The organism is Paracoccus thiocyanatus (assembly GCF_900156255.1).
Taxonomy (GTDB): domain Bacteria; phylum Pseudomonadota; class Alphaproteobacteria; order Rhodobacterales; family Rhodobacteraceae; genus Paracoccus; species Paracoccus thiocyanatus.
This window is the reverse complement of sequence record NZ_FTMK01000039.1, coordinates 1-19,999: the sequence shown is the minus strand read 5'-3', so window position 1 is coordinate 19,999 and position 19,999 is coordinate 1. Positions and strand designations below refer to the sequence as shown.

Below are 19,999 nucleotides of genomic sequence, written 5' to 3'. Positions count from 1 at the left end.
CCATCCGCAGAAATGGCCGCCTCTGGAAAGAAGATTGCCCCGCCGCCTTGGCCCGCAACGACATCCTGAGGGCAACCCAGCGCCTCGGCCGGACGATCTGGAAAAGGTGGTCCGGCTATCATGTCCGCAGCCGGGTCGAGGCCCGGATGAGGAATCTGAAATCCTTCGGCGAGCGGATCGCGTCGAGGGACCCCGACCGCCAGACAGCCGAGATCCACATCCGCGTCGCCCTGATGAACCGCTTCAACGCCCTCGGCACCGCCGAGATCGAACGCGTGGCCTGACCTCAGCTGGGGAAAGGGCCATCATGTCCTGAAGCCGACTTCTGCAACAATGCCCACCTACTGCGATAGCATTGGCGCCATGTATCGCCGGTATTCGGACGACATCTTGGTAATCTGTGACCCTACTCACGCCACAGTCGCCGAAGCAAAGATCATGGAACTAATCAAGGCAGAGAAGCTCGAGATATCGCCGCACAAAACCGAAAGGACCGAGTTTACAGGGACGGGCGCGGTCGTGGGAAAAGCCGCTCAGTACCTCGGCTTCGCACTGCACGAATCCGGGCCAGCCATCCGAGAAAGCTCACTCGCTCGCCAGTGGCGGAAGATGCGAAGATCGATGCGACGGACTCGCAAGATCGCGGAGCGAAACATCGCTTCTGGAAAGTCCACAAAGGCACACACCAAGCGCCTGTACCGCCGCTTCACGCATCTGAAGGTGCGCGATAAAGAGGGGCTTCGTATCGTCAGAAATTTTTCCTCCTATGGTCGCCGCAGCGCCGCCGCATTCGGGGGAGACGAGAAAATCTCTCAGCAAATTAAACGCTTTGAACGTGCAGCGCTCCGCGAAATTGAGATGCTTAAGAAGCTATGAGAACGTGGCAAGTTCAACCTGTTCGCCGATTCGACCCCATTCCGGTCATTCATTCAAGCTGCGGCGAATGACTGCTCTCCGCCCTTCGTGACTGGCTCGGCACCGGTCATGCCGTTGCGGCGACGAACGTCCGCTCCTGCGTCCTGAGACCCATGGTATGCTGCGCCGCCGTCAGGCGGCTCTCCGCCCTTACCGCCTATTCAAACCCCACCCGCAACTGATGCCCTGTCGCCTCGGCATAGCGCCGCAGGGTTGCAATCGAGGGGGATACCTTCCCGCCTTCCAGCCGTGCTATGGCGGACTGCGTAGTGCCGATCCGCTCCGCCAGCTGCGCCTGGGTCAACTTTGCGTCAATGCGGGCCCGGATCATGTCCTCGATCAGGGAAAACTCGGCGTCGGCCTTTGCGTATTCCTCCCGCACCTCCGGGTTTTCCATCAGGTGCGCTTTCAGGTCAGTCAGCTTGCTCATGTTTCCACCTGTTTCATCCGTTCCCGCGCCAGCTCTAGGGCTGGCTTTGGGGTCTTTGGCGACTTCTTGACGAAGACGTGCAGCACTACCACACGGCGCCCCGTCACCGTGACGTAGATCCCCCGCGCAATGCCTTCCTGCGCCTTAGCACGTAGCTCCCACAGCTTGCCGTCAAGATGTTTGACATGCGGCTCGTGGATCTGCTCAAGCCCGACATTCTCGATCATCTCCAGCAAGCGCAGCAGCCGGGCCTGAAGCTTGGGTGGCAGGGCCTCAATCTCGTTGTCAACGGCATCGAGTGTCTCAACCGTCCATCTCATATCCGCTATATACCCTATTCGCTATAAATTTCAAGTCTGCCTATGACGTCGTATGCGCGCTGGTCTTCATCCCTCGGCTTCTCGCACCGCCTGTATGATCTTGCAGGGATCGGCATTCATTGCAGCGGCAATCTCGATCAGCTCCACCACTTCTATACGCCGCTCCCCGTTCTCGTACTTCGCAACGAAGGACTGCGGCCGCTCCAGGCGCCCGGCCAGTTCTGTCTGGGTCAATCCGGCATCCAGTCTCGCCTGCTTGAGGGCGGCCATCAGGGCAAGGTGGCCCGGACTCCGCAGGGTTCTGCCCATATCCTGTCTCCGAATAAATCCGGAAATCGGATAGTAGGCATTGAATAATATCCCATTTCGGGTTATTTCAGGCGCGACGTGTTTGCATCTTTCATTTCAGGATTCATTGATGCCCCAACAGTGTCCGCATTGCATGAGCGAGATTCACGCTGAAGCGACAACCTGTCCGAGCTGCGGCGCACAGCGCGGCATCCTGAAGCCGGGGTGGTCGGCTGAAAGATGGCGGGGTGCCGCGCAGGTCATGTTCATCGGCGCAGGTATTGCGGTCCTGATCGGCATCGCCCTCGGCTACTCGGCGGCCACCAGCTCTTGGCAGGTCAACTGGGGCGTGGGCTTTTTCATGTTCATGCTGCTCAGCCCCTTCATGCTGTTCTTTGGCATTGCGGGTCTGGTGATGCACCGCTTCATTCCCCGGATGCAGGAAAGCTGGTTCCGATGACCAGCCTGCGACGCAAACGGCAGATGGGCGGCCCCAAACGCACGTCGATCAGCCTCAGCGCCGAGGCGCACAAGTCGTTGCGTATCGAGGCCCTGCGACGCGATATGACTATGAGCCAGCTGATCGCGCGGGCGCTGGCGGATGCGGGCGTAGATATTCCAGCGGAGGATCTGGACGAATGAAAGCACGCCTTGCAGCCCTGATGATGGCGCTCGCCAGCCCGGCTCTGGCCGATAGTTGGTATTTTGAGGCCTCACTAGAGGGTGGGGCGGAGTTCTGGACCTTCACCAACGAAACCGGGGACGTCAGCCCGCGCCGCCAGCGGGGGAATGAAATCTGGATCAGCCGCACCGATGAGGTAAACGGCCTGGACGAGAACGGCACCTGCGATTTCAACAACTGTACGGTGACCGTCACGCTGGCCGACCGCGCCGCGCGGGACGCTGACGTGGCCGACCTGCCACCGACCGCGGCCGAAGTGCTCAGCCGCATGCGCGATGATCCGGCCGGCGATCCCTTCCGCAATGAGGCCGAGCGGCTTGCCTTCCGCGAGGAGATCGACGCGCGGATCGGGGACGAACGTGCCATTGATCTGGCCACCGGCGATGACGACGCGCTGGAGGAGGTGCTCGAGGACCGGCTGGACCGGCTCTACATGGCAAAAGCCTATCTGCAGAGCGACGCCGCCCTGGCCCAGAGTGCGGCCATGGAACATGTGCTCGACGAGATCGCCAATGAAGAGATCGAGGTGCAGCGCGAGCGCCACGGCGACACCGACAGCGAAGGAGGGCCGCGCCATGGGTAAGGGACGGATTGCCATCGGCGTGCTGAGCTTTGCCCTGCTTGGCGCCGCCCTGGGCTATGCGCTGGCCTCGGCCTTCCTGGCCTTCCACTGGTATGGCATGGGCGCCGAGATCGACTTCCTAATGATTGCCCGCAACTACGCTGAGCTGCGCACCGCCCATCCCGGCGACATGACCATCGTGCATCTGATCATCGGGATCAGCACCGGAGCCGGGCTGCTCCTGAGCGCCATCCTGATGAACGATGTGCTGACACGGTTTGGCGAGACCCATTGGCAGACCCGCAGCGAGCTGAATCGCAATGGCTTCATGGGCAAACTCGGTCAGGTCAGGAGCGGCTGTTTCGGTCGCCTGCTGGCTTTTCGTGATCAAATCGTCGATCGCGCCTGCCTGGGTGCCGAGCGTGGGAAAGCCGAGGGTGGCGGCCGTCCCGGCGATCTTGTGACAGATTTGTCCGGTCTCCGTCAGGGCCGGGCCATAGGCAGAGGCGTCGTCCAGCCAGGCCCTCAGCACCACCAGTCTTGCATGACGGTTCACCAGCTCTGCGACAAACCGCGCCCGCACCCGGGCAAGGTCGGAGAAGAAGAGCCGGATCAGCGGCGCCAAGGGCTTCACCATCAGCGGCTCGACCACGAGATAGACACTGAAAGGCGTGCGGCGGATCTCGCGGAAGTCGAAGTCCGACGTGGCCGTGGCGCGGTCGATGGCGGGGTTGGCCCATTGCTTGAGGCCAGAGGTCATCAGGAGCGAGAGGTAGGAGGTCAGCGTGTCGTTGTTGGTTGAGGCCATACGCATGAAGATCAGCTTGGCGGCGGGGTTTTGCACCTCATCGGCGCGGCGGCGATATTCCTTCTGCTTGTCGCCGCCAGAGGCCGTGATGCGGTAAATCTCGCCCAGGGTGGGCCGCTTGCGCTCGAAGGCCAAGAGACCCGCGGCCACGAAGAGATCGATGCCACCATCGAGCAGCCCCTGAACCCGGTCGCTATCAGCCTGCAGGAAGAGCGAGGCCAGAAGCTGCAGCTCCATCTGCTGACGGTCGACATTGTCCAGCGACGCGATGCGCAGAAGCGGGTTGTAGCGGTGCGAGCGGCCATCGTTCCAGTCGGTTGGCGCAAAGCGGAAGACCGCGTCCCCCTGCGCGACGCGGTGCCGCGCCGTGGCCTCGAAGTTCTCGCCTTTGACGTCGAGCACCACAGTGCTGCCCTGATAGGTCAGCAGGTTCGGGATCACAAAGCCCGTGGTCTTGCCGCGACCCGTGGGGGCCACGATTAAGGCATGGGGAAAGACCGTGGAGAGCAAAAACGGTGCCGTCCGCTTGGGCGGGCCTGTCTTGCCGAGGATAAAGCCCTGCGCGACCAGATAGACAGGCTGATCTCAACCATGGATGATGTGATCCAGCGAGGTTAGACAAGGCGCCCGACAGCCCCCCGTCAAGCGGTGGCCAGTGGGCTGCATCGCAACAAGTTCTGCGGGTCGAAGCGCGGAAAGCCACGCGCGTCCTTGCAGGGGCCCGGCACGAGGGCAGAAGATGCCGTTCACGGATCAGGCAAGACAGGGTCAGCCTCTGACCGCAGGCGGGGCAAAAATCCTCCGGCAGCCCACCCTCAGAAACGACTGCCCGGCCCTGATTGCCAGGGCCGGGCAGGTTCGGACAGGTCAGACCATGTCCTTCATCGCTTGAGAATCGCCTTACGGGGCCAGCACGGGGCTCTTGTCGCCCATGGGCTTCATATCCTCGACGGCCTTGCCCACATTCAGCACTCTGGCCTCGTCGAACGCCCGTCCGATGATCTGAAGGCCGACCGGCATGCCATCACCCAGGCCCGCGGGAACGGTCATCGCCGGCAGGCCGGTCAGGTTGCTCGGCCCGGTGAAGCGGATGCAGTTCTCGATGAAATCCATCTGCTTGCCGTTGATGTTCACCTTGTCGTCACCGATATTCGGCGGAATGAACGGCAGGGTGGGCGCGATCAGGACATCCACCTCCTGCAGCGCGGCATCGAATTCGGCCTTCAGCTGACGCCGTGCCTGCTGCGCCTGCAGATAATCCACCGCAGTGAACAACTCGCCCAGTTCGAACAGGAACCGGATATCGGCGCCGAAATCCTCTGGACGGGTCTGCATGTCGTGATGATGGATCGCCGATGCCTCGGACAGGCTGGTGGCCAGTTCGACCCATTCCGCATTGCGCAGCGACGGGATGGAAACCTTCTTGACCGTTGCGCCCTGCTTTTCCAGATCGGCAATCCGTTCCCGGATCAGCTTCTCGACCGGGCCGTCGACATTCTTGAAGAAATACTCTTCGTTGATGCCGATCTTCAGGCCCTTGACCTGGCCGTTCAGGCCGCTGGTATAATCGCCGACCGGCACATTCGCACAGGTGGGGTCGCGCGGGTCGAACCCTGCGATCGTGGCCAGCATGGCGGCAGCGTCTGCCACCGATTTCGCCATCGGCCCGACATGATCCAGCGTCCAGGCCAGGGGAAACACGCCGAACTTGCTGACGCGTCCATGGGTGGGCTTGAGACCGACCAGGCCACAGGCCGAAGACGGGATGCGGATCGACCCTGCCGTGTCGGTTCCCAGCGTCGTGTAGGAACTGTGCGAGGCGACAGCCGCGCCTGAACCGCCACTCGATCCTCCGGGCACCCGGTCAGGGTTCCAGGGGTTGTGGACCGCGCCGAAATGCGGGTTGTTGTTGTCGATGCCCCAGGCATATTCATGCATGTTCAGCTTGCCGGTGAACACCGCCCCGGCATCGCGCAGCCGCTCGGTGACCGTTGCATCCTCTTCCGAGACGAAATCCTTGTGGATCTTGGACGCCATCGTCGTCACTTCGTTCTTGAAGTAGATATTGTCCTTCAAGGCCAGCGGAACGCCGTGAAACACGCCCTTGTAATTGCCCGCCGAGATCTCCTTCTCGGCCTGCCTGGCACTGTCCAGCGCCGACTCCGCGGTGACGGAGATATAGGCGTTCGTCTTCTTGTTGCTCTCGTCGATATAGTCGAGAAGGTTCTGGGTGACCTCGACGGGGGACACTTTCTTGTCCTTGATCAGGCCCGCGACCTCGGTCATCGTCTTCTTCAGCAGATCCTTATCCATGGTGATCCCCCCCTGCGATGTTCTTCAGCGATATGTCGTAATCATCCAGATGGGCCCCTTCGAGCGACCCCTTCAGGGCCTCGAACTCCTTCCACTTCGCCTCCAGTTTCGTCAGATGTTCGGCCGAGGGTTTGATACCCTTTGCGGCAAGTACGTCTTTGATTGGCAGACTCATCGTGTCCTCCTCCTCTAGCACGAAACGAAAAAAAGCCTCCAAGATGACCGGACCTGCCGGAAATCTTGGAGGCTTTCTTGCCTCGATATGTGCAGGCTCGATCCTGAGCCTGCACATATCGTTGCCCAACTCGGTCAGGAAAGCAAGATCTATCGGGAGGGTCGCAAGCCATTGAAATACATGGTGTTTCTCGGAAATCCCAGCGGCAGCGCCTGACGCCCAAGGATGCCGCCGCGCACTTTTCACCAGGATGCGCCGATAAACGGGCGCTTTCCCGAATCGCGCTACAGCGGCGCCCGGAAGACGAAAAAGGCCCCCGTGCAAATCAACGCGAAGCCGACGGCATGATTGATGGTGATCCTCTCGCCCAGATAGGTGACGGAAAACACCGCGAAGACGCAGAGCGTGATGACTTCCTGCATGACCTTCAGTTCGGCCGTGGAATAGACCTGTGTGCCGATGCGATTGGCCGGAACCGCCAGGCAGTACTCGAAAAAGGCGATGCCCCAGCTGACCAGGATGATCAGGATGATGGGTCTGCCGTGGAATTTCAGATGCCCGTACCAGGCGAATGTCATGAAGATGTTGGACATGATCAGAAGCGCAACCGGCAACAGATACGCATAAGAACGGCTCATGTTCTCTCTCCGCTCGAAATGTCTGACGCTTGCCGGCGGGGTGGTGTCGGCTGGCGGGCTGTCATGCCTGTCCTATGTTGCGCAGGATGCCGTCGGCGTTGATGATCGACTGGGCGATCTCGAAGGTGGTTGTGCGCTTGGCCATGGCCTGTTTGCGGATCACCGCGTAGGCCTCGGTCTCGTCGATGCCGTGATGGCGCATCAGGATGAACTTGGCGTCGTTGATCTTCTGCATGTTGTCCAGCCGGTCGCGCAGTTTCGACAGGTCCTTCTGAAAGCGCAGCTGCTCGGCCCAGGTGCGGCGCGCCATCAGCATCGCGCTGAGCACGCCCGTGGCGCGCACCGGCTTGGTCAGCACCGCATGCGCGCCGATCTCGAAGATCAGATCCAGCGTCGAGGGGTTTTCATAGCCGATCAGCGCGATCACCGTGGGCAGGCCGCCCTCGCCGCTGTTCAGGAAGGACTTGATCCGGCCCGCGGTCTGGTCGGTGACGTCGATGAACACCAGGTCGAACTTTTTCTGCAGGCTTTCGGGGATGGGCCAGGCATTCTCGAAATTGCAGCCGATCCGGTTGACCTGCTGCAGCAGTTCGTCGGCACCCCGGTCCCGCTGATGGATGACCAGGACATGCAGATCCCTGAGATCTCGAATGAAGTCACTCATGTCTCATGCTGACGTCTGGGCCACCTTCTGTGTCCGGAAACTCCAGTCGTGAATCCCCGGATAGACCAGGTAGGGATCGGGCTTGATGGCGCGGCGGACCTTGTTCTCGATGACGAACTCGCCCCGCTCGTCCACCCGGGCGATGCGCGATTGCAGATAGGTGTGGTTGTTGTCCGGATCGATCTTGATATGGCCCTGCGGCGCGTCGAAACTGGCGCCCAGCAACGCCTCGTGCAGGCGGTCGGTATCCATCTCGCCCACCTCTTCGAGGGCGGCGGCGAACATGTGCATCTGGCAATAGGCCGCCTCGCAGCAACTGGTGACGTCGCGCACTGTACCGAATTTCTGCTTGTAGGCCTTCAGAAACTTTCGGTTGGCGGGCGAATTTATGGTGCGGAAATAGGGCGCCGCCGTGATGTGGCCCACTGCCGCCCCGGCGCCGATGGCCGCGATCTCGGCCTCGTTCGTGGTCAGGCTGGCGATCGGGCAGACGCGCCCGTCGCCGCCCGCTGCATGATAGGCGCGGTAGAAGTCGATGCACATCTGGCCCACCACGGTGGAAAAGATCGCATCGGGTTTCAGATCGACGATCTCCTGGGCGATCCGGGCGAACTGTGCGGTATCGGCGTCAAAATCATAATAGCGCTCGCCCAGCACCTCGCCGCCGCCCTGGCGCAGCACGTTGCGCATCACGCGGTTCGATTCGCGCGGATAGATATAGTCCGATCCGACGAAGAAGATGCGCTTGCCGAAATTGTTCATCAGGTGATTGGCCAGCGGCACGCTGTTCTGGTTGGGGGTGGCGCCGCCATAGATCACGTTGGGCGAATATTCGAACCCCTCATAGAGCGTGGGATAGAAGAACAGCGCATTGCGCCGCTCGACCACCGGCAGCACCTCCTTGCGCGACGACGACATGTAGCAGCCGAACAGCGCCGTGATCCGGTCCTCGACGATCAGCTTCTCGGCCATCTCGCCATAGCAAGACACCACCGAATCGGGGTTGTAGCTGACCGGCGCGATGGGCCGGCCGCGCACCCCGCCCGCGGCGTTGATCTCGTCGATGGCCAGAAGCGTGCCGTTCAGCTGCGACTGCTCGATGATCGACGTCACACCCGTCGTTGAAAAGAGGATCCCGATCTTCCAGCTGTCGTCACTGCTCACCTTGGCCATCCTTGTTCAATCATACCGAAAGACGACACCGTCCCCCTCCCGGTCCGCCGACAGCCTCAGCGTGCCGCCGCTGCCGGACAGGCCGGCCGCGGTGCCGGGCTCCAGCAGATAGGTCGCAAGGGGAAATTCCAGATGCCGCCGCATCGCGCGTCGCAGCCCGCGTGCGCCGAACCGCTTATCATAGCCCTGCTCGGAAAGAAAATCGCGAAGCGCGTCCGATATGGCAAGGCTCACGTCATGTTTGCGCAGCCGCCGGTTGAGGCGTTCCAGCTCGACCTCGACAAGGCGCGGCACGGTCTCGCGGCCGATCCAGTTGAACGTATCCACATGGTCGATCCGGTTGACGAATTCCGGCGGGAAACGGTCCAGCAGGCATTTCATCACGATGTCCTGCGCGCGGGTCCGCCGGTCCTTGCCGCCCTGCCCCTTCAGCAGCGCCAGAAGCCCCGGCCGCCCCTCCTGAAGCTCCATCAGCTCGCGCGCGCCCAGGTTGGAGGACATGAAGATGATCGCGTTGCGGAACGAGAACGTCCGCTCGCCCGAGGCCACCGTCAGGATGCCGTTGTCGAACACGTTGAGCAGCGCCAGCACCACCTCGTTGCTGGCCTTCTCCAGCTCGTCGAACAGCACGATCCCCGGAAGGTTGCGCGTGCCCTCGATCTTCTCCTGATCGAGGATCGTCGTGCCCTCCTTCGACCCCACATAACCCGGCGGCGCACCGGTGAACGAGGCCGCGTAATGTTCCTGCGCCAACGTGTTCATGTCGATCCGGCACATCGCATCCGCATCGCCATAAAGCGCGCGCGCGATGGTGCGCACGGTTTCCGTCTTGCCCACCCCGGTCGGGCCGCAGAACAGCAGCGAGGCCAGCGGCTTGCGCGGGTCGCCGATATCGGCGCGCACGACCTTGAGGATCTCCAGAACCTCGGCGATGGCGTCGTCCTGCCCGATGATCGAGGCGCGCAATTCGCGCTCGACCACGCCCATGTCGAAGGAAAAGCGCGAGTTGAGAAAGCTCGCCCCGGTCTTGCCATTGGCATGGCTGATCGCGGCTGTGTTCTCGTCGGCCAGCGCGCTCTTGAGCTGGTTCTCGCGCTGCACGGCCTGCAAGCGGTCGGTCATGAATGGCATATGCTGGGTTCCTTCGGGATGGTGCTGGCGGTTGGCGCGGCGCCGCAAGGGCGCCGCGCCGCGTCACGGGACCGCTTGTCAGCCGGCCTCTCTTTCCTTGGCGCCCGTGGGCAGGCTGCCCACCGGGCATTGCGCGACGCCGATCGTCTCGCGGGTGAAAGCCTCGACCTGCTCGCGGGTCTTCTCGGCGTCGTTCACCCAGTTGCGATAGAACTCGAACGGGCAATCCGCCACGCCCTTGTCGCCATCGCCCGAGTTGTGCATGCCGGTATAGCCGCGGTGCAACAGCTTGAAGAGGTGGTTCTGCGACTGGTCGTTCTTGCGCGCGTCGCGGATCTGCGACACCGACAGCTGTGCGTACTGGATGCCCATCTCCTCGGTGCCGCATTCGCCCAGCGTGCGCCCGTCGAAACCGATGATCGAGCTGTGCCCGAAATAGGTATAGACCCCGTCATTGCCCGCGGCATTGGCCACCGCGACATAGCAGTTGTTGGCCCAGGCCATGCATTTGGCCATGGTGATCTGCTGTTCCTTGGCGGGATACATGTAGCCCTGGCAGCGCACGATCAGTTCGGCGCCCCGCATCGCGCAATCGCGCCAGATCTCGGGATAGTTGCCGTCATCGCAGATGATCAGGCTGATCTTCAGCCCCTTGGGCCCTTCGGCAACATGCGTGCTGTCACCCGGATACCAGCCCTCGATCGGGCACCAGGGCAGGATCTTGCGGTAGGTCTGCACGATCTCGCCCTTGTTGTTCATCAGGATCAGGGTGTTGTAGGGTGTCTTCTTGGGGTGCTCCTCGTGGCGCTCGCCGGTCAGCGAGAACACGCCCCAGACGTTGGCCTTGCGGCAGGCGCGGGCAAACACCTCGGTCTCGTCTCCGGGGATGGTGACGGCCGTTTCCATCATCTCGTCAGGATCGTACATGATGCCCTGAAGGCTGTATTCGGGGAAGATCACCAGATCCATGCCGGGCAGGCCCTGTTTCATGCCCTGGATCATCTCGCCCATCTTCTCGGCATTCTCCAGGACCTCGGCCCGGGTATGCAACCGGGGCATCTTGTAGTTCACGACGGCAACACCGACGGTATCGTCGCTGCTGGAAATGTCTCCGTGTCTCATTGTCTTTTCCTTTCCTGTTGGCGAGGTTGGTTGGCATGTTCCTGCGTCTTCAGAACGTCAGGTGTTCCTCCACGACGGAGTCTGTCAGCTCGGACGAGGTGCCGCTCAGCACGACGCGGCCCTTGTCGAGCACAAGGAAGCGGTCAGAAGCAGCCCGCGCGAAAGGCACGTTCTGCTCGACCAGGATGATGCCCAGACCGCGTTCGCGGTTGAGCGTGATGATCGCGTCCTCGATCTGCTTGACGATGTTGGGCTGGATGCCCTCCGTCGGCTCGTCGAGGATCAGGATCTTGGGGTCCATGGCCAGCGCCCGGGCGATGGCCAGTTGCTGTTGCTGTCCGCCCGACAGATCGCCCCCCCGGCGCGAGATGAACTCGCGCAGGATCGGGAACATGTCGAACAGATAGTCGGGGATGTCGCGCTTGCCGTCGGCCCGCGCGAAGGTGCCCATCAGGATGTTCTCGCGGACCGTGAAGCGCGGGATGATCTCGCGCCCCTGCGGAATATAGCCGATGCCCTGCAGGGACCGCTGCGGGGTCGAGCATTTCAGAAGGTCGGTCTGCCCGAACTTCAACTCGCCCCGGCAGGAATCGGTCAGCCCCATGATGCTTTTCAGCAGCGTCGTCTTGCCCACGCCGTTGCGGCCCAGCACCGACAGGAACTCGCCCGGTTTCAGATCGAAGGACACGCCCTGCAGGACCGGGCTCTTGCCGTAGTAGGAATAGAGGTTGCTTGCGCTGAGATGTTCCATCGGTCAATGCCCCAGATACGCGGTCTTGACCGCTTCGTTCTCTTCGATTTCCTCGATCGACCCCTCGGCCAGCAACGTGCCCTGGTTCATCACGATGATGCGGTCGGCCACGGTGCGCACGAAGGACATGTCGTGTTCGACCACGATCAGCGTGTGGTTCTCGCTGAGCGAACGGAAGATGTCGGCGGTGCGGGCAGTCTCCTGGATGGTCATGCCGGCGGTCGGCTCGTCCATCAGGATCAGCCGGCTGTCCTGCGCGATCAGCATGGCGATCTCCAGCCATTGCGTCTCGCCATGCGACAGGTTGCCGGCGGGTTCCTCGGTCTTGTCGGCCAGGCCCACCAGATCGAGGATCTCGCGCATCCGCTTGCTGCGGCGCACCGCCGGGGCGGTCAGCGCATGCCAGATGCCCGGCTTCATCGACCGCGCCACCGACAGGTTCTCGGCCACGCTCAGTTCCTTGTAGACCGACGGCACCTGGAACTTGCGCCCGACGCCCAGACGGGCGCGCTGAAACTCCATCATCTGCGAGATCTCGGTCTCCTGAAAGCGGATCGAGCCGCCCGTGGGCTGGGTCTTGCCGCAGATCAGATCCAGCGTCGTGGACTTGCCGGCCCCGTTCGGCCCCAAGAGACACAGGATCTCGCCCTTCTCGACATCGAATGTCATGCCGTCCACGGCGCGCAGGCCGCCGAACACGACATGCAGATCCCTGACTTCAAGCTGTGCCATGCTCAGCCCTCCTGCTTGGATTTGAGGGAGGCGTCATAGGCCGGTTCTTCGGCGTCGCCGCCGCCCTTGCGCCGCAACGCGCGGCCCGCATCGACGATCACGCCGTAGATGCCGCGCGGCATGAACATGACCACCAGCAGGAACAGCACCCCCAGCATCATGTGCCAGCCCTCGACGAAGACATCCGACAGGCGGTTCTCGGCCAGATTGACCAAGATCGCGCCCGCAGCCGCAGCCAGCACCGACTCGCGCCCGCCCACGGCGCACCAGATGACGATCGCCAGGCTGAAGGACACGCTCATGTAGGTGGGCGAGGCAAACTCCAGCACCAGGGCGTAAAGCATCCCCGCCCAGCCGGCGAGCCCCGCCGAGATGCAGAAGATCACCGTCTGGTAATTCGCCACGTTATAGCCGAAATAGCGCGTCCGATCGGCATCCTCGCGGATGGCGCGCAGGATCAGCCCGAATTTGGAATGCGTCAGATAGAGCCCGACGGTCAGCGCCACCATCAGGCAGATGCCCACCAGATAGTAGAAGGACGTCGCATAGATATCGACGGTCCAGCCGAACAGCTCCAGCTGCGCCAGCCCGGTCAGCCCGTTCTGCCCCCCGGTAAAGCCCTGCTGCTCGATCACCAGCAGCTGGAACGCCACGAGGAAGGCCAGCGTGATCACCGCCACGAACACCCCCGCGATGCGCGCGCGGAACATGAAGATGGCGATCAGCCCGCCCACCGCCGCCGGGATCAGCAGACCGGCCAGCAGGGTGAAGGTCAGCGAATGGAACGGCACCCAGAGCGCCGGCAGCGTCTCGACATTGTTCCAGCCCATGAAATCGGGCAGTCCCTCGCCGCTGGCCTTCAGCTTCAGATGCATCGCCATGGCATAGGATCCCATGCCGAAGGTCGCGGCCTGCCCCAGGTTCAGAAGGCCCGCCGTGCCCCAGGACAGCGCCAGCGCCATCGACACGATCGCCAGGCTCAGATAGCGCGAGAAGGTGTTCAGCTCGAACCCGTCATAGCCGAAGAAGGCCGGTACGCCGAACAGGATCACCGCGGCGAACAGCGCCAGCCCGATGATGTCGTAGGAAAGCTTGTTGGTCATCGTCCGGCCTCCTCAGCGGCGGGTGTCGGCGGGGAACAGGCCGCGCGGCCGGAACCGGATCAGCAGGATGATGCCCGCAAGCACCGCGATCCGCCCCAGCGTGTCGTTGATTACGATCGAGAACAGCGCCGTGACCTCGCCGATCAGCATGGCCGCCGCGGCCGTGCCCACCAGGCTGCCCAGGCCGCCAGCGATCACCACCAGGAACGCATCCACCACCAGCCCCGTACCCATCGTGGGAATGGTGCTGAACAGCGGCGTGATCAGCGCGCCGGCGATCCCGGCCAGTCCCGCGCCATAGGCGAAGGTGACGGAATAGACCCGCTTGGCCTCGATCCCGTAGCATTCGGAAATGCCGCGATTCTGGATGACGGCACGCAGCTTCATGCCGAACTCGGTCCGCGTCATCAGCAGCCATGTTCCGGTCAGCACCGCCACCGAGAAGACGATCACGAAGATGCGGTAGTTCGACATCACCAGCGTCCCGATCTCGATATTGCCCGACAGCCAGTCCGGCCCCCTGACAAATTTGGATTCCGCGCCGACGCCCATGCGGATCGCCTGTTGCAGGATGATGCCGATCCCCCAGGTCGCCAGGATCGTGTCCAGCGGCCGGTGATACAGCCATTGCACGATGCCCTTCTCGATGATCCAGCCCACCGCGGCCACCGCCACAAACACCAGCGGCAGCGCCGTGACCACGCCGATTCCGGCGAAGCTCTGCAACGCCCAGGTGGCGTAGGCGCCCAGCATCACGAATTCGCCATGTGCCAGGTTGATCACGCCCATCGTGCCGTAAATGATGGCCAGGCCCAGCGCGATGATCAGCAGGATCGAGGCAAAGCTCAGTCCGGCAAAGACTTGGTTAAAGACTACGTCCATCGGACACATCCCTCCGTTGGTCCGGCTCGGGATACGAGCCGGACACTGTTGGGTTTTCGGTATTAAGGCGGGGTGCGCCCGGTGGCTCAGGTCTTGACCAGACCTTTGCCGGTGCATTCCTGTCCCGGATAGGCAGCGTAGGGCTTGGGCGCCACGCGTTCCTCGGATTGCAGGATCACCTTGGCCTGACCATCGGCTTGCCACTGGGCCACTTTCGGCCACAGATGCGTGTGCAGGTTCTCGTCGATCAGGATCTCGCCCTGCGGTGCCTTCATCGACATGCCTACCGCCGCATCGCGGATATTGGGCGGGCTGACATCGGCCGGATCCAGCTTTTCCATCGCGTTCTTGAACTGGTAGACTTGGAAATAGGCGGCCTCGTTGACGAAATGCGTCACGGCATCGGCGCCGTAGCGCGCCTTGTAGGCTTCGACGAATTTCTCGTTCTCGGGCGACTCGTGCCCCATGAAATAGGGCGCCGACGAGAAGTGGCCTGCTGCCGCCTCGCCACCGATCGCCTTCACCTCGATCTCGGACCGGGTCAGGCTGACGACCGGCATCTTCTCGGGGTTCAGCTCGGCGGCGTGGTACTGACGGGCAAAGGCCACGTCCGAATCACCCACCAGCGTCGAGAAGATCACGTCCGGTTCCTCGGCACGGATGCGGTTCAGCACCGACGAGAAATCGGAATGCCCCATCGGCACATATTCCTCATGCACGACCTCGCCGCTCAGGTCCTTGAGCAAGGTCTTGCAATAGTTGTTCTCTTCCTTGGGATAGACGTAGTTGTTGCCGATCATGTAGAACCGCGGACCGTAGTTCTCGACCAGCCAGGGGATCAGGATATCCTGCTGCTGGTTGGCCAGAGCACCGCCATACATCACGTTGCGCGAACACTCCCGCCCCTCGTAGAGCGTCGGATACCAGTAGAGGTTGTTGCGCTGCTCGGCCACCGGCAACACCGCCTGGCGGCTGGACGACGTGTAGGAGCCGAACACGCTGACGCATTTGTCGCGGATCATCAGGCGCCGCGCCCGGTCGGCATAGGTGGCCGGATCCGAGGCCGGATCTTCGATGATCGGGCGCAGCTGCTTGCCGTGGATGCCACCAGCAGCGTTGATTTCCTCGATCGCCATCAGCGCGGCGTCATGCAGCGTGTGTTCCACCACCGCCACCGCGCCGGTGAGCGAAAAGAGCAGCCCCACCGGAATGTCGTCCCCCGCTGCATAGGCGCGGCCCACTCCGCTCAGCAGGGCCGGTGCCGATAGCCCGCCCGCCAGTCCCATTGTGCCGACAGCGCCGGCGCGTCCCAAGAATTCCCGTCTTTTCATTTTTCTTCTCCCTGATTGGCGTTCAAAACATCAAGCAAACAAAAAAAATGGCCCCCAGCCACAGCAAACGCTGCGATTGAGAGCCATCTTGCTCGTATATCTCGGACAAGCTCGCTGTTGAGCTCGACGCAATCTTTCGCAAGAAATAGATTCGATGCAAGAAAAATATTTCGTTGCGTCACCGGCGACGTGGTGAAACCCGGCTTTTTTGTGTCAACCACGGTTGGTTTTCGGACTGCTCCGGCCTCCTGCCGATCGTCACTTCGGCGTTCAGGCCCCGCTGAAATCGGCGCGGTCGATCTGCTGTGCGGAAGTCATCGCCGGTCAGTGTCGCGGCTCAGCGGCCGCCAGGTGGACAAGTCGACCGAACTGGCCTGAAGGCGCCGTGCGCAAAGGCTTGGCACGGGTGCGCATGGAAGGGCATCAGCAGGCTATAGTCGATCTCGCCGGCGGTGCGCTCGATTTCCTCGACCACCCAGTTCAGGTAGGCGCGCGGATTGACCCGGTTCAGGCGGGCGCTCTCGATCAGGGTATAGTAGGTCGCCCAAACCTGCGCCGCCTCATGCGAACCGGCACCGAGCGAGTTCTTCTTCGCCAGGGCGATCAGCCGCATGCAGCGCTCGACGGGATTGTTGTCGATCTCGAGCCGGCCATCGAAGACGAACCGCCATGTCTACCGCCAACCTACCAGCAATCCGTGCTTGCCGCCCCGCTTGGAACAAAGGGCGCATCGTCGGTCAAAAACGTCCGCTGCAACCGAAGCATGTCTGGGCGATCCGGGTCCGACTCGAAATCGCGCATCGCACCAGAGAACTGGCGCTCTTCAACCTTGCCATCGACAGCAAATTGCGTGGCTGCGACCTGGTGCGGCTCAAGGTCGCCGACCTCTATGCAGCGGGTCAGGTCAAGCACCGCGCTACGATCGTTCAGAGCAAGACAAGAAGGCCTGTCAGCTTCGAGGTCACCGAAGGTACCCGGAAAGCAATCGCAGCCTGGCTGGATGCCCCGCTCATGGTCGGGTCGGAGCATCTCTGGCCGGGACGGTTCCACGAACGGCGGCATATCTCAACACGGCAGTATGCTCGCCTCGTCCGGGACTGGGTGACCTCCATCGGTCTCGAGCCAAGCGCCTACGGCACCCATTCCATGCGCCGCACTAAGGTTGCGCAGATTTATCGGAAGACCGGCAATCTTAGAGCAGTGCAGCTATTGCTTGGCCATACGAAGATGGACAGCACCGTGCGTTTCGGCGTCAGCCTCACGCCGGTAGCCGACACCTTCCATGCGCGGGTTCTTTCCAGCGCGATTTTCCTTTTGATCCTGCTTACCGGCTGGACGCGCGGTTTTTCCGGGCTGGAGCGGCTGGAACAGGTGTCGGTCGGCATCAAACTTGCCATCATCGCAGGCCTGCTTTTTGGCCTCGCATTGTATTTCGCGCGCCAGGCGACGGTGGGCGAGTTGTTTTTCAATCCCGTGGCAGTCACGGGCTGGGGCGGTGTGACGCTTGCTTTCGGCCTGATCGTCACCGTTCAGGGGTTCGAGACGTCGCGCTACCTGGGTGCCAGCTATGACGTGGCGACGCGCATCCGCTCGATGCGACTGGCCCAGGGAATGTCCACCGCGATCTACATGATCTATATTTTTCTTCTCGCCTATTCCCTGCCACGCGGTACGATGCCGCTGGACGAGACCGCAATCACCGCCGCGATGTAGATCGTCGCCCCCATCCTGCCTCTTCTTCTGGTCGCGGCGGCGCTCAGCGCGCAGCTCAGCGCTGCCGTGGCCGATACCAGCGGCTCGGGCGGGCTGATCGAGGAGCTGGCGAAGGGCCGGATCACCACACGCCAGGCCTATGTGGTGCTGGTGGCAGCCGGACTGGTGCTGACCTGGACGACTAACGTCTTTCAAATCATCAGCTACGCGTCGCGCGCCTTTGCGCTCTATTATGCTCTGCAATCTGCGATCGCGACAATGGGTGCGTTGCGCGACCGCGACTGGCCGCGACTGGCCATCTTCGGGGCCGCATGCGTTCTGGCCTCGCTGATCGTAGTCTTTGGTCGCTCCATCGAATGAGTGGGGCATCCCCGCGATTGTTTCGACCCTAATGCGGCGCGTACGGTCTTTAACGCTCATTTTTGGCACAGGCAGAAACGGCCCCTTTTGACGCTGCCAAAAACCCTGTTCAAAACCCAAGTGGTTGTTGAAGGTTTTTGGCTGTCCTTCGTTAGCGGACATCCATCCATGACGCAGCATTCTACACTTCGGGCTCGGAGCCGACCTTCGCTGCGAGATAGGCCAACGACTGCTCAGGGCCGGCCGCGACGGACCGGCCCCAGGCGCTCAAATCTCTACCGACTCTGCAATCGCGAGCGCATCCTCCAGTTCGACGCCGAGGTAAGCCCCGAACAGGTTGAGGTAGTAGGCAACCGAGATGACATAGGCGAACGCCAGTGACCAGGATGCCAACGTCTCCAGACGGCGCTCTACGCGCGGTCGATATCCTGACGCGCGTTCGATCGTGACCATGTTGGCGCGGATCGCGGCACCAAAGAGATAGGCACCCGCGCAAAGCGCCAGCATAACGCCGGGCGCAAGATAGCCATAGAGGTCTTCCAGAATCGGCCCCAGGATCAGAAATCCGCTTCCCATGATCGAGGCGAGCGGCGTGATGGTCGCGAGCCAGAGCCGTGATCCGGACAGCCGCGGGTGGATCAGGACACCGGCGACGGCAACGATGACCAGAAGAATGAGCGCGCTTTGCATGCTGGTCGGTTTAGCTCAATATCCGACGGCTTTAAACCAGACGGAGATAATATCAGCTCGGCTCCGCCAGGGAGGTTTGGGCACCTGCTTTTTGAAAAGTTCCCATTTGCCGAGTGCGAGTTAACCTTCACATCGAGCCATGCTATGCGCGTGCCATGACACAGCGCACACAAGATCCCCCGATGCAGATCGCCAAGCAGCGTTTCAAGCTGCGGGTCTGGATCACGTCAAGGCTCTGGGCACAGGTGATGGCCGGGATGATCTTGGGCTTCGGCCTTGGCCTGCTGCTGAGCGAGGCAACGGGGCTGGTTCATCCGGACACCGCCGAGGTGATCGGGATATGGTTGGCGCTGCCCGGCAAGATATTCCTGGCGCTGATCGCGATGGTCCTGATTCCGCTAATCTTCTCGTCGATCGTGGGGGGACTCTCGGGGGCCGGATCGGGCGAAGAACTGCGCTCGGTCGGCTTGCGTCTGGCAGCCTTCATCCTGTCGACAACGACGGTTGCGGCGACGATCGGCGTGATGCTGGCCCAGTGGCTCGAACCCGGCGAGGGGCTTGCCGGGTTTGCGTCGGGGCCGGCTGATGCGGCCCTGCCGGACGTGAGCGCCGCGATACCGGAGGTGCCGGATCAGGAGGCACCAGCCGCCCTGCCGGACATGATCGTCAATATACTGCCGACCAACCCCACCGCGTCGATCGTGCAGGGCGATATGCTGGCTGTCGTCGTGCTGGCGCTGCTGGTCGGTGTTTCTGTCACCCAGGTTCAAGCCAAGCGCGCCGCGCCGTTCCTGGCCCTGATGGACGCATTGCTGTCGATCTCGATGAACATCGTGAAATGGGCAATGTTTCTGGCACCTTTCGCGGTTTTCGGGCTGATGGCGCAAGCGTTGTTGCAGAACTCATGAGCTTCCGGGATTCACGGCGTGAATCCGGTGGGTTAAGAGCCTGCCATGAGCAAGCCCGAACCTGCCCGCTACCGTACGACCAACTGGAAATCCTATAACGACGCGCTGAAGCGGCGCGGATCTCTGCTCGTCTGGCTAGACCGGGACATGGACTGGCTTGCGCCGAAGGCAGGCAAGCCCGGACGTCCGCCGGTCTTCTCCGACGCCGCCATCCAGTTCTGTCTGATGATCAAGGTGCTCTTCGGCCTGCCGCTTCGGCAAACGACCGGAATGGTCGCCAGCATCCTCGAGATGGCTGGTCTGGACTG

General features: G+C 62.1%; 25 protein-coding genes and 4 pseudogenes. 9 read left to right on the top strand and 20 right to left on the bottom strand.

Features of this window, described 5'->3' with window-relative positions; all coding sequences use genetic code 11:
• Together F3H32_RS16870 and F3H32_RS16865 are read left to right on the top strand one after the other, a co-directional pair.
• Positions 1-284 (top strand): annotated as a pseudogene (locus F3H32_RS16870) (IS5/IS1182 family transposase); the annotation flags it as partial.
• Between the two features lie 49 nt (positions 285-333).
• Complete coding sequence (locus F3H32_RS16865) at positions 334-876, top strand: RNA-dependent RNA polymerase family protein (RefSeq protein WP_149766830.1); 543 nt, start codon at positions 334-336, stop codon at positions 874-876.
• A gap of 196 nt (positions 877-1,072) precedes the next feature.
• Here F3H32_RS16865 and F3H32_RS16860 read toward each other — a convergent pair whose 3' ends face one another.
• The 3 genes from F3H32_RS16860 to F3H32_RS16850 form a co-directional block, all read right to left on the bottom strand.
• Positions 1,073-1,345 carry a helix-turn-helix domain-containing protein gene (locus F3H32_RS16860; protein ID WP_149766829.1) on the bottom strand — a complete coding sequence of 91 codons (273 nt, stop codon included), beginning with the start codon at positions 1,343-1,345 and terminating at the stop codon, positions 1,073-1,075.
• Positions 1,342-1,665 (bottom strand): type II toxin-antitoxin system RelE/ParE family toxin, encoded by a 324-nt coding sequence (locus F3H32_RS16855; RefSeq protein WP_149766828.1) that lies wholly within the window; start codon positions 1,663-1,665, stop codon positions 1,342-1,344. The genes F3H32_RS16860 and F3H32_RS16855 overlap by 4 nt, the downstream gene beginning before the upstream one ends.
• Before the next feature lie 66 nt (positions 1,666-1,731).
• The gene (locus F3H32_RS16850; RefSeq protein ID WP_316703008.1) at positions 1,732-1,935 is read right to left on the bottom strand and encodes a helix-turn-helix domain-containing protein; all 204 of its coding nucleotides are present in this window, start codon (positions 1,933-1,935) and stop codon (positions 1,732-1,734) included.
• A 172-nt stretch (positions 1,936-2,107) separates the two neighbouring features.
• On the opposite strand from F3H32_RS16850, the gene F3H32_RS16845 reads away from it, so the two are divergent.
• Genes F3H32_RS16845 through F3H32_RS17995 form a run of 3 tightly spaced genes read left to right on the top strand, consistent with a single transcriptional unit; the run spans position 2,108 to position 3,218 of the window.
• Complete coding sequence (locus tag F3H32_RS16845) at positions 2,108-2,413, top strand: zinc ribbon domain-containing protein (RefSeq protein WP_223191517.1); 306 nt, start codon at positions 2,108-2,110, stop codon at positions 2,411-2,413.
• Complete coding sequence (locus F3H32_RS16840; protein WP_149766825.1) at positions 2,410-2,595, top strand: hypothetical protein; 186 nt, start codon at positions 2,410-2,412, stop codon at positions 2,593-2,595. Before F3H32_RS16845 ends, F3H32_RS16840 begins: the two co-directional genes overlap by 4 nt.
• Entirely contained in the window at positions 2,592-3,218 is a 627-nt protein-coding gene (locus F3H32_RS17995; RefSeq protein ID WP_223191516.1) for a hypothetical protein, read from the top strand. Before F3H32_RS16840 ends, F3H32_RS17995 begins: the two co-directional genes overlap by 4 nt.
• A 118-nt stretch (positions 3,219-3,336) precedes the next feature.
• Here the strand turns inward: F3H32_RS17995 and F3H32_RS18205 are convergent.
• From F3H32_RS18205 to F3H32_RS18200, 16 genes and pseudogenes are all read right to left on the bottom strand, one after another.
• Positions 3,337-4,563: pseudogene (locus F3H32_RS18205) on the bottom strand (type IV secretory system conjugative DNA transfer family protein); the annotation flags it as partial.
• A gap of 342 nt (positions 4,564-4,905) precedes the next feature.
• On the bottom strand, positions 4,906-6,318 hold the full coding sequence (locus F3H32_RS16820) for an amidase (RefSeq protein WP_149766824.1): 1,413 nt from the start codon (positions 6,316-6,318) through the stop codon (positions 4,906-4,908).
• Positions 6,311-6,493: a hypothetical protein gene (locus tag F3H32_RS16815; RefSeq protein ID WP_149766823.1), complete on the bottom strand. Its 183-nt coding sequence runs from the start codon at positions 6,491-6,493 to the stop codon at positions 6,311-6,313. The genes F3H32_RS16820 and F3H32_RS16815 overlap by 8 nt, the downstream gene beginning before the upstream one ends.
• A gap of 284 nt (positions 6,494-6,777) precedes the next feature.
• A complete protein-coding gene (locus F3H32_RS16810) occupies positions 6,778-7,131 on the bottom strand; it encodes a DMT family protein (protein WP_149766822.1) in 354 nt (117 codons plus the stop codon).
• Positions 7,132-7,192: 61 nt separating this feature from the next.
• Positions 7,193-7,795: an ANTAR domain-containing response regulator gene (locus tag F3H32_RS16805; protein WP_149766821.1), complete on the bottom strand. Its 603-nt coding sequence runs from the start codon at positions 7,793-7,795 to the stop codon at positions 7,193-7,195.
• A 3-nt stretch (positions 7,796-7,798) separates the two neighbouring features.
• Positions 7,799-8,959, bottom strand: coding sequence for a transporter substrate-binding domain-containing protein (locus F3H32_RS16800; protein ID WP_149766820.1), 1,161 nt, complete (start codon positions 8,957-8,959; stop codon positions 7,799-7,801).
• A gap of 15 nt (positions 8,960-8,974) precedes the next feature.
• Positions 8,975-10,099 carry an AAA family ATPase gene (locus F3H32_RS16795; RefSeq protein WP_149766819.1) on the bottom strand — a complete coding sequence of 375 codons (1,125 nt, stop codon included), beginning with the start codon at positions 10,097-10,099 and terminating at the stop codon, positions 8,975-8,977.
• Between the two features lie 78 nt (positions 10,100-10,177).
• Positions 10,178-11,221, bottom strand: a complete 1,044-nt coding sequence (locus tag F3H32_RS16790) for an aliphatic amidase (protein ID WP_149766818.1) — start codon at positions 11,219-11,221, stop codon at positions 10,178-10,180.
• A gap of 49 nt (positions 11,222-11,270) precedes the next feature.
• Positions 11,271-11,972 carry an urea ABC transporter ATP-binding subunit UrtE gene (gene urtE, locus F3H32_RS16785; RefSeq protein ID WP_149766817.1) on the bottom strand — a complete coding sequence of 234 codons (702 nt, stop codon included), beginning with the start codon at positions 11,970-11,972 and terminating at the stop codon, positions 11,271-11,273.
• A gap of 3 nt (positions 11,973-11,975) precedes the next feature.
• Positions 11,976-12,704 (bottom strand): urea ABC transporter ATP-binding protein UrtD, encoded by a 729-nt coding sequence (gene urtD, locus F3H32_RS16780; protein WP_149766816.1) that lies wholly within the window; start codon positions 12,702-12,704, stop codon positions 11,976-11,978.
• Between the two features lie 2 nt (positions 12,705-12,706).
• The gene (gene urtC, locus F3H32_RS16775) at positions 12,707-13,807 is read right to left on the bottom strand and encodes an urea ABC transporter permease subunit UrtC (protein ID WP_149766815.1); all 1,101 of its coding nucleotides are present in this window, start codon (positions 13,805-13,807) and stop codon (positions 12,707-12,709) included.
• Between the two features lie 12 nt (positions 13,808-13,819).
• The gene (urtB, locus tag F3H32_RS16770; protein ID WP_149766814.1) at positions 13,820-14,689 is read right to left on the bottom strand and encodes an urea ABC transporter permease subunit UrtB; all 870 of its coding nucleotides are present in this window, start codon (positions 14,687-14,689) and stop codon (positions 13,820-13,822) included.
• Between the two features lie 86 nt (positions 14,690-14,775).
• The gene (locus tag F3H32_RS16765; protein WP_223191515.1) at positions 14,776-15,975 is read right to left on the bottom strand and encodes a transporter substrate-binding domain-containing protein; all 1,200 of its coding nucleotides are present in this window, start codon (positions 15,973-15,975) and stop codon (positions 14,776-14,778) included.
• 41 nt (positions 15,976-16,016) lie between these two features.
• Positions 16,017-16,241 (bottom strand): hypothetical protein, encoded by a 225-nt coding sequence (locus tag F3H32_RS16760; protein ID WP_149766812.1) that lies wholly within the window; start codon positions 16,239-16,241, stop codon positions 16,017-16,019.
• A 116-nt stretch (positions 16,242-16,357) separates the two neighbouring features.
• Complete coding sequence (locus F3H32_RS16755; RefSeq protein WP_394349629.1) at positions 16,358-16,546, bottom strand: transposase domain-containing protein; 189 nt, start codon at positions 16,544-16,546, stop codon at positions 16,358-16,360.
• Positions 16,547-16,582: 36 nt separating this feature from the next.
• Positions 16,583-16,675 (bottom strand): annotated as a pseudogene (locus tag F3H32_RS18200) (IS66 family transposase); the annotation flags it as partial.
• Positions 16,676-16,689: 14 nt separating this feature from the next.
• Here F3H32_RS18200 and F3H32_RS16750 point away from each other — a divergent pair.
• Positions 16,690-17,280, top strand: a pseudogene (locus F3H32_RS16750) (tyrosine-type recombinase/integrase); the annotation flags it as partial.
• Positions 17,281-17,799: 519 nt separating this feature from the next.
• The gene (locus F3H32_RS16745) at positions 17,800-18,093 is read left to right on the top strand and encodes a hypothetical protein (protein ID WP_149766811.1); all 294 of its coding nucleotides are present in this window, start codon (positions 17,800-17,802) and stop codon (positions 18,091-18,093) included.
• A gap of 267 nt (positions 18,094-18,360) precedes the next feature.
• On the opposite strand, the gene F3H32_RS16740 is transcribed toward F3H32_RS16745, so the two are convergent.
• Positions 18,361-18,783 (bottom strand): hypothetical protein, encoded by a 423-nt coding sequence (locus F3H32_RS16740; RefSeq protein WP_149766810.1) that lies wholly within the window; start codon positions 18,781-18,783, stop codon positions 18,361-18,363.
• A 182-nt stretch (positions 18,784-18,965) separates the two neighbouring features.
• Here F3H32_RS16740 and F3H32_RS16735 point away from each other — a divergent pair, with 182 nt between their 5' ends.
• Entirely contained in the window at positions 18,966-19,691 is a 726-nt protein-coding gene (locus F3H32_RS16735; RefSeq protein ID WP_188128704.1) for a dicarboxylate/amino acid:cation symporter, read from the top strand.
• Between the two features lie 45 nt (positions 19,692-19,736).
• On the top strand, positions 19,737-19,999 hold a 263-nt coding region (locus F3H32_RS16730; RefSeq protein ID WP_188128703.1), incomplete at its 3' end, for a transposase.

What these genes read in the sequence shown, in the direction of transcription:
- urtC (WP_149766815.1), bottom strand. Translation starts at nt 13,807, where the DNA reads ATGACCAACAAGCTTTCCTACGACATCATCGGGCTGGCGCTGTTCGCC.
- F3H32_RS16810 (WP_149766822.1), bottom strand. Translation starts at nt 7,131, where the DNA reads ATGAGCCGTTCTTATGCGTATCTGTTGCCGGTTGCGCTTCTGATCATG.
- F3H32_RS17995 (WP_223191516.1), top strand. Translation starts at nt 2,592, where the DNA reads ATGAAAGCACGCCTTGCAGCCCTGATGATGGCGCTCGCCAGCCCGGCT.
- F3H32_RS16845 (WP_223191517.1), top strand. Translation starts at nt 2,108, where the DNA reads ATGAGCGAGATTCACGCTGAAGCGACAACCTGTCCGAGCTGCGGCGCA.
- urtD (WP_149766816.1), bottom strand. Translation starts at nt 12,704, where the DNA reads ATGGCACAGCTTGAAGTCAGGGATCTGCATGTCGTGTTCGGCGGCCTG.
- F3H32_RS16860 (WP_149766829.1), bottom strand. Translation starts at nt 1,345, where the DNA reads ATGAGCAAGCTGACTGACCTGAAAGCGCACCTGATGGAAAACCCGGAG.
- F3H32_RS16850 (WP_316703008.1), bottom strand. Translation starts at nt 1,935, where the DNA reads ATGGCCGCCCTCAAGCAGGCGAGACTGGATGCCGGATTGACCCAGACA.
- F3H32_RS16735 (WP_188128704.1), top strand. Translation starts at nt 18,966, where the DNA reads ATGCAGATCGCCAAGCAGCGTTTCAAGCTGCGGGTCTGGATCACGTCA.
- F3H32_RS16740 (WP_149766810.1), bottom strand. Translation starts at nt 18,783, where the DNA reads ATGCAAAGCGCGCTCATTCTTCTGGTCATCGTTGCCGTCGCCGGTGTC.
- F3H32_RS16805 (WP_149766821.1), bottom strand. Translation starts at nt 7,795, where the DNA reads ATGAGTGACTTCATTCGAGATCTCAGGGATCTGCATGTCCTGGTCATC.
- F3H32_RS16815 (WP_149766823.1), bottom strand. Translation starts at nt 6,493, where the DNA reads ATGAGTCTGCCAATCAAAGACGTACTTGCCGCAAAGGGTATCAAACCC.
- F3H32_RS16840 (WP_149766825.1), top strand. Translation starts at nt 2,410, where the DNA reads ATGACCAGCCTGCGACGCAAACGGCAGATGGGCGGCCCCAAACGCACG.
- F3H32_RS16795 (WP_149766819.1), bottom strand. Translation starts at nt 10,099, where the DNA reads ATGCCATTCATGACCGACCGCTTGCAGGCCGTGCAGCGCGAGAACCAG.
- F3H32_RS16790 (WP_149766818.1), bottom strand. Translation starts at nt 11,221, where the DNA reads ATGAGACACGGAGACATTTCCAGCAGCGACGATACCGTCGGTGTTGCC.
- urtB (WP_149766814.1), bottom strand. Translation starts at nt 14,689, where the DNA reads ATGGACGTAGTCTTTAACCAAGTCTTTGCCGGACTGAGCTTTGCCTCG.
- F3H32_RS16855 (WP_149766828.1), bottom strand. Translation starts at nt 1,665, where the DNA reads ATGAGATGGACGGTTGAGACACTCGATGCCGTTGACAACGAGATTGAG.
- urtE (WP_149766817.1), bottom strand. Translation starts at nt 11,972, where the DNA reads ATGGAACATCTCAGCGCAAGCAACCTCTATTCCTACTACGGCAAGAGC.
- F3H32_RS16765 (WP_223191515.1), bottom strand. Translation starts at nt 15,975, where the DNA reads ATGGGACTGGCGGGCGGGCTATCGGCACCGGCCCTGCTGAGCGGAGTG.
- F3H32_RS16820 (WP_149766824.1), bottom strand. Translation starts at nt 6,318, where the DNA reads ATGGATAAGGATCTGCTGAAGAAGACGATGACCGAGGTCGCGGGCCTG.
- F3H32_RS16865 (WP_149766830.1), top strand. Translation starts at nt 334, where the DNA reads ATGCCCACCTACTGCGATAGCATTGGCGCCATGTATCGCCGGTATTCG.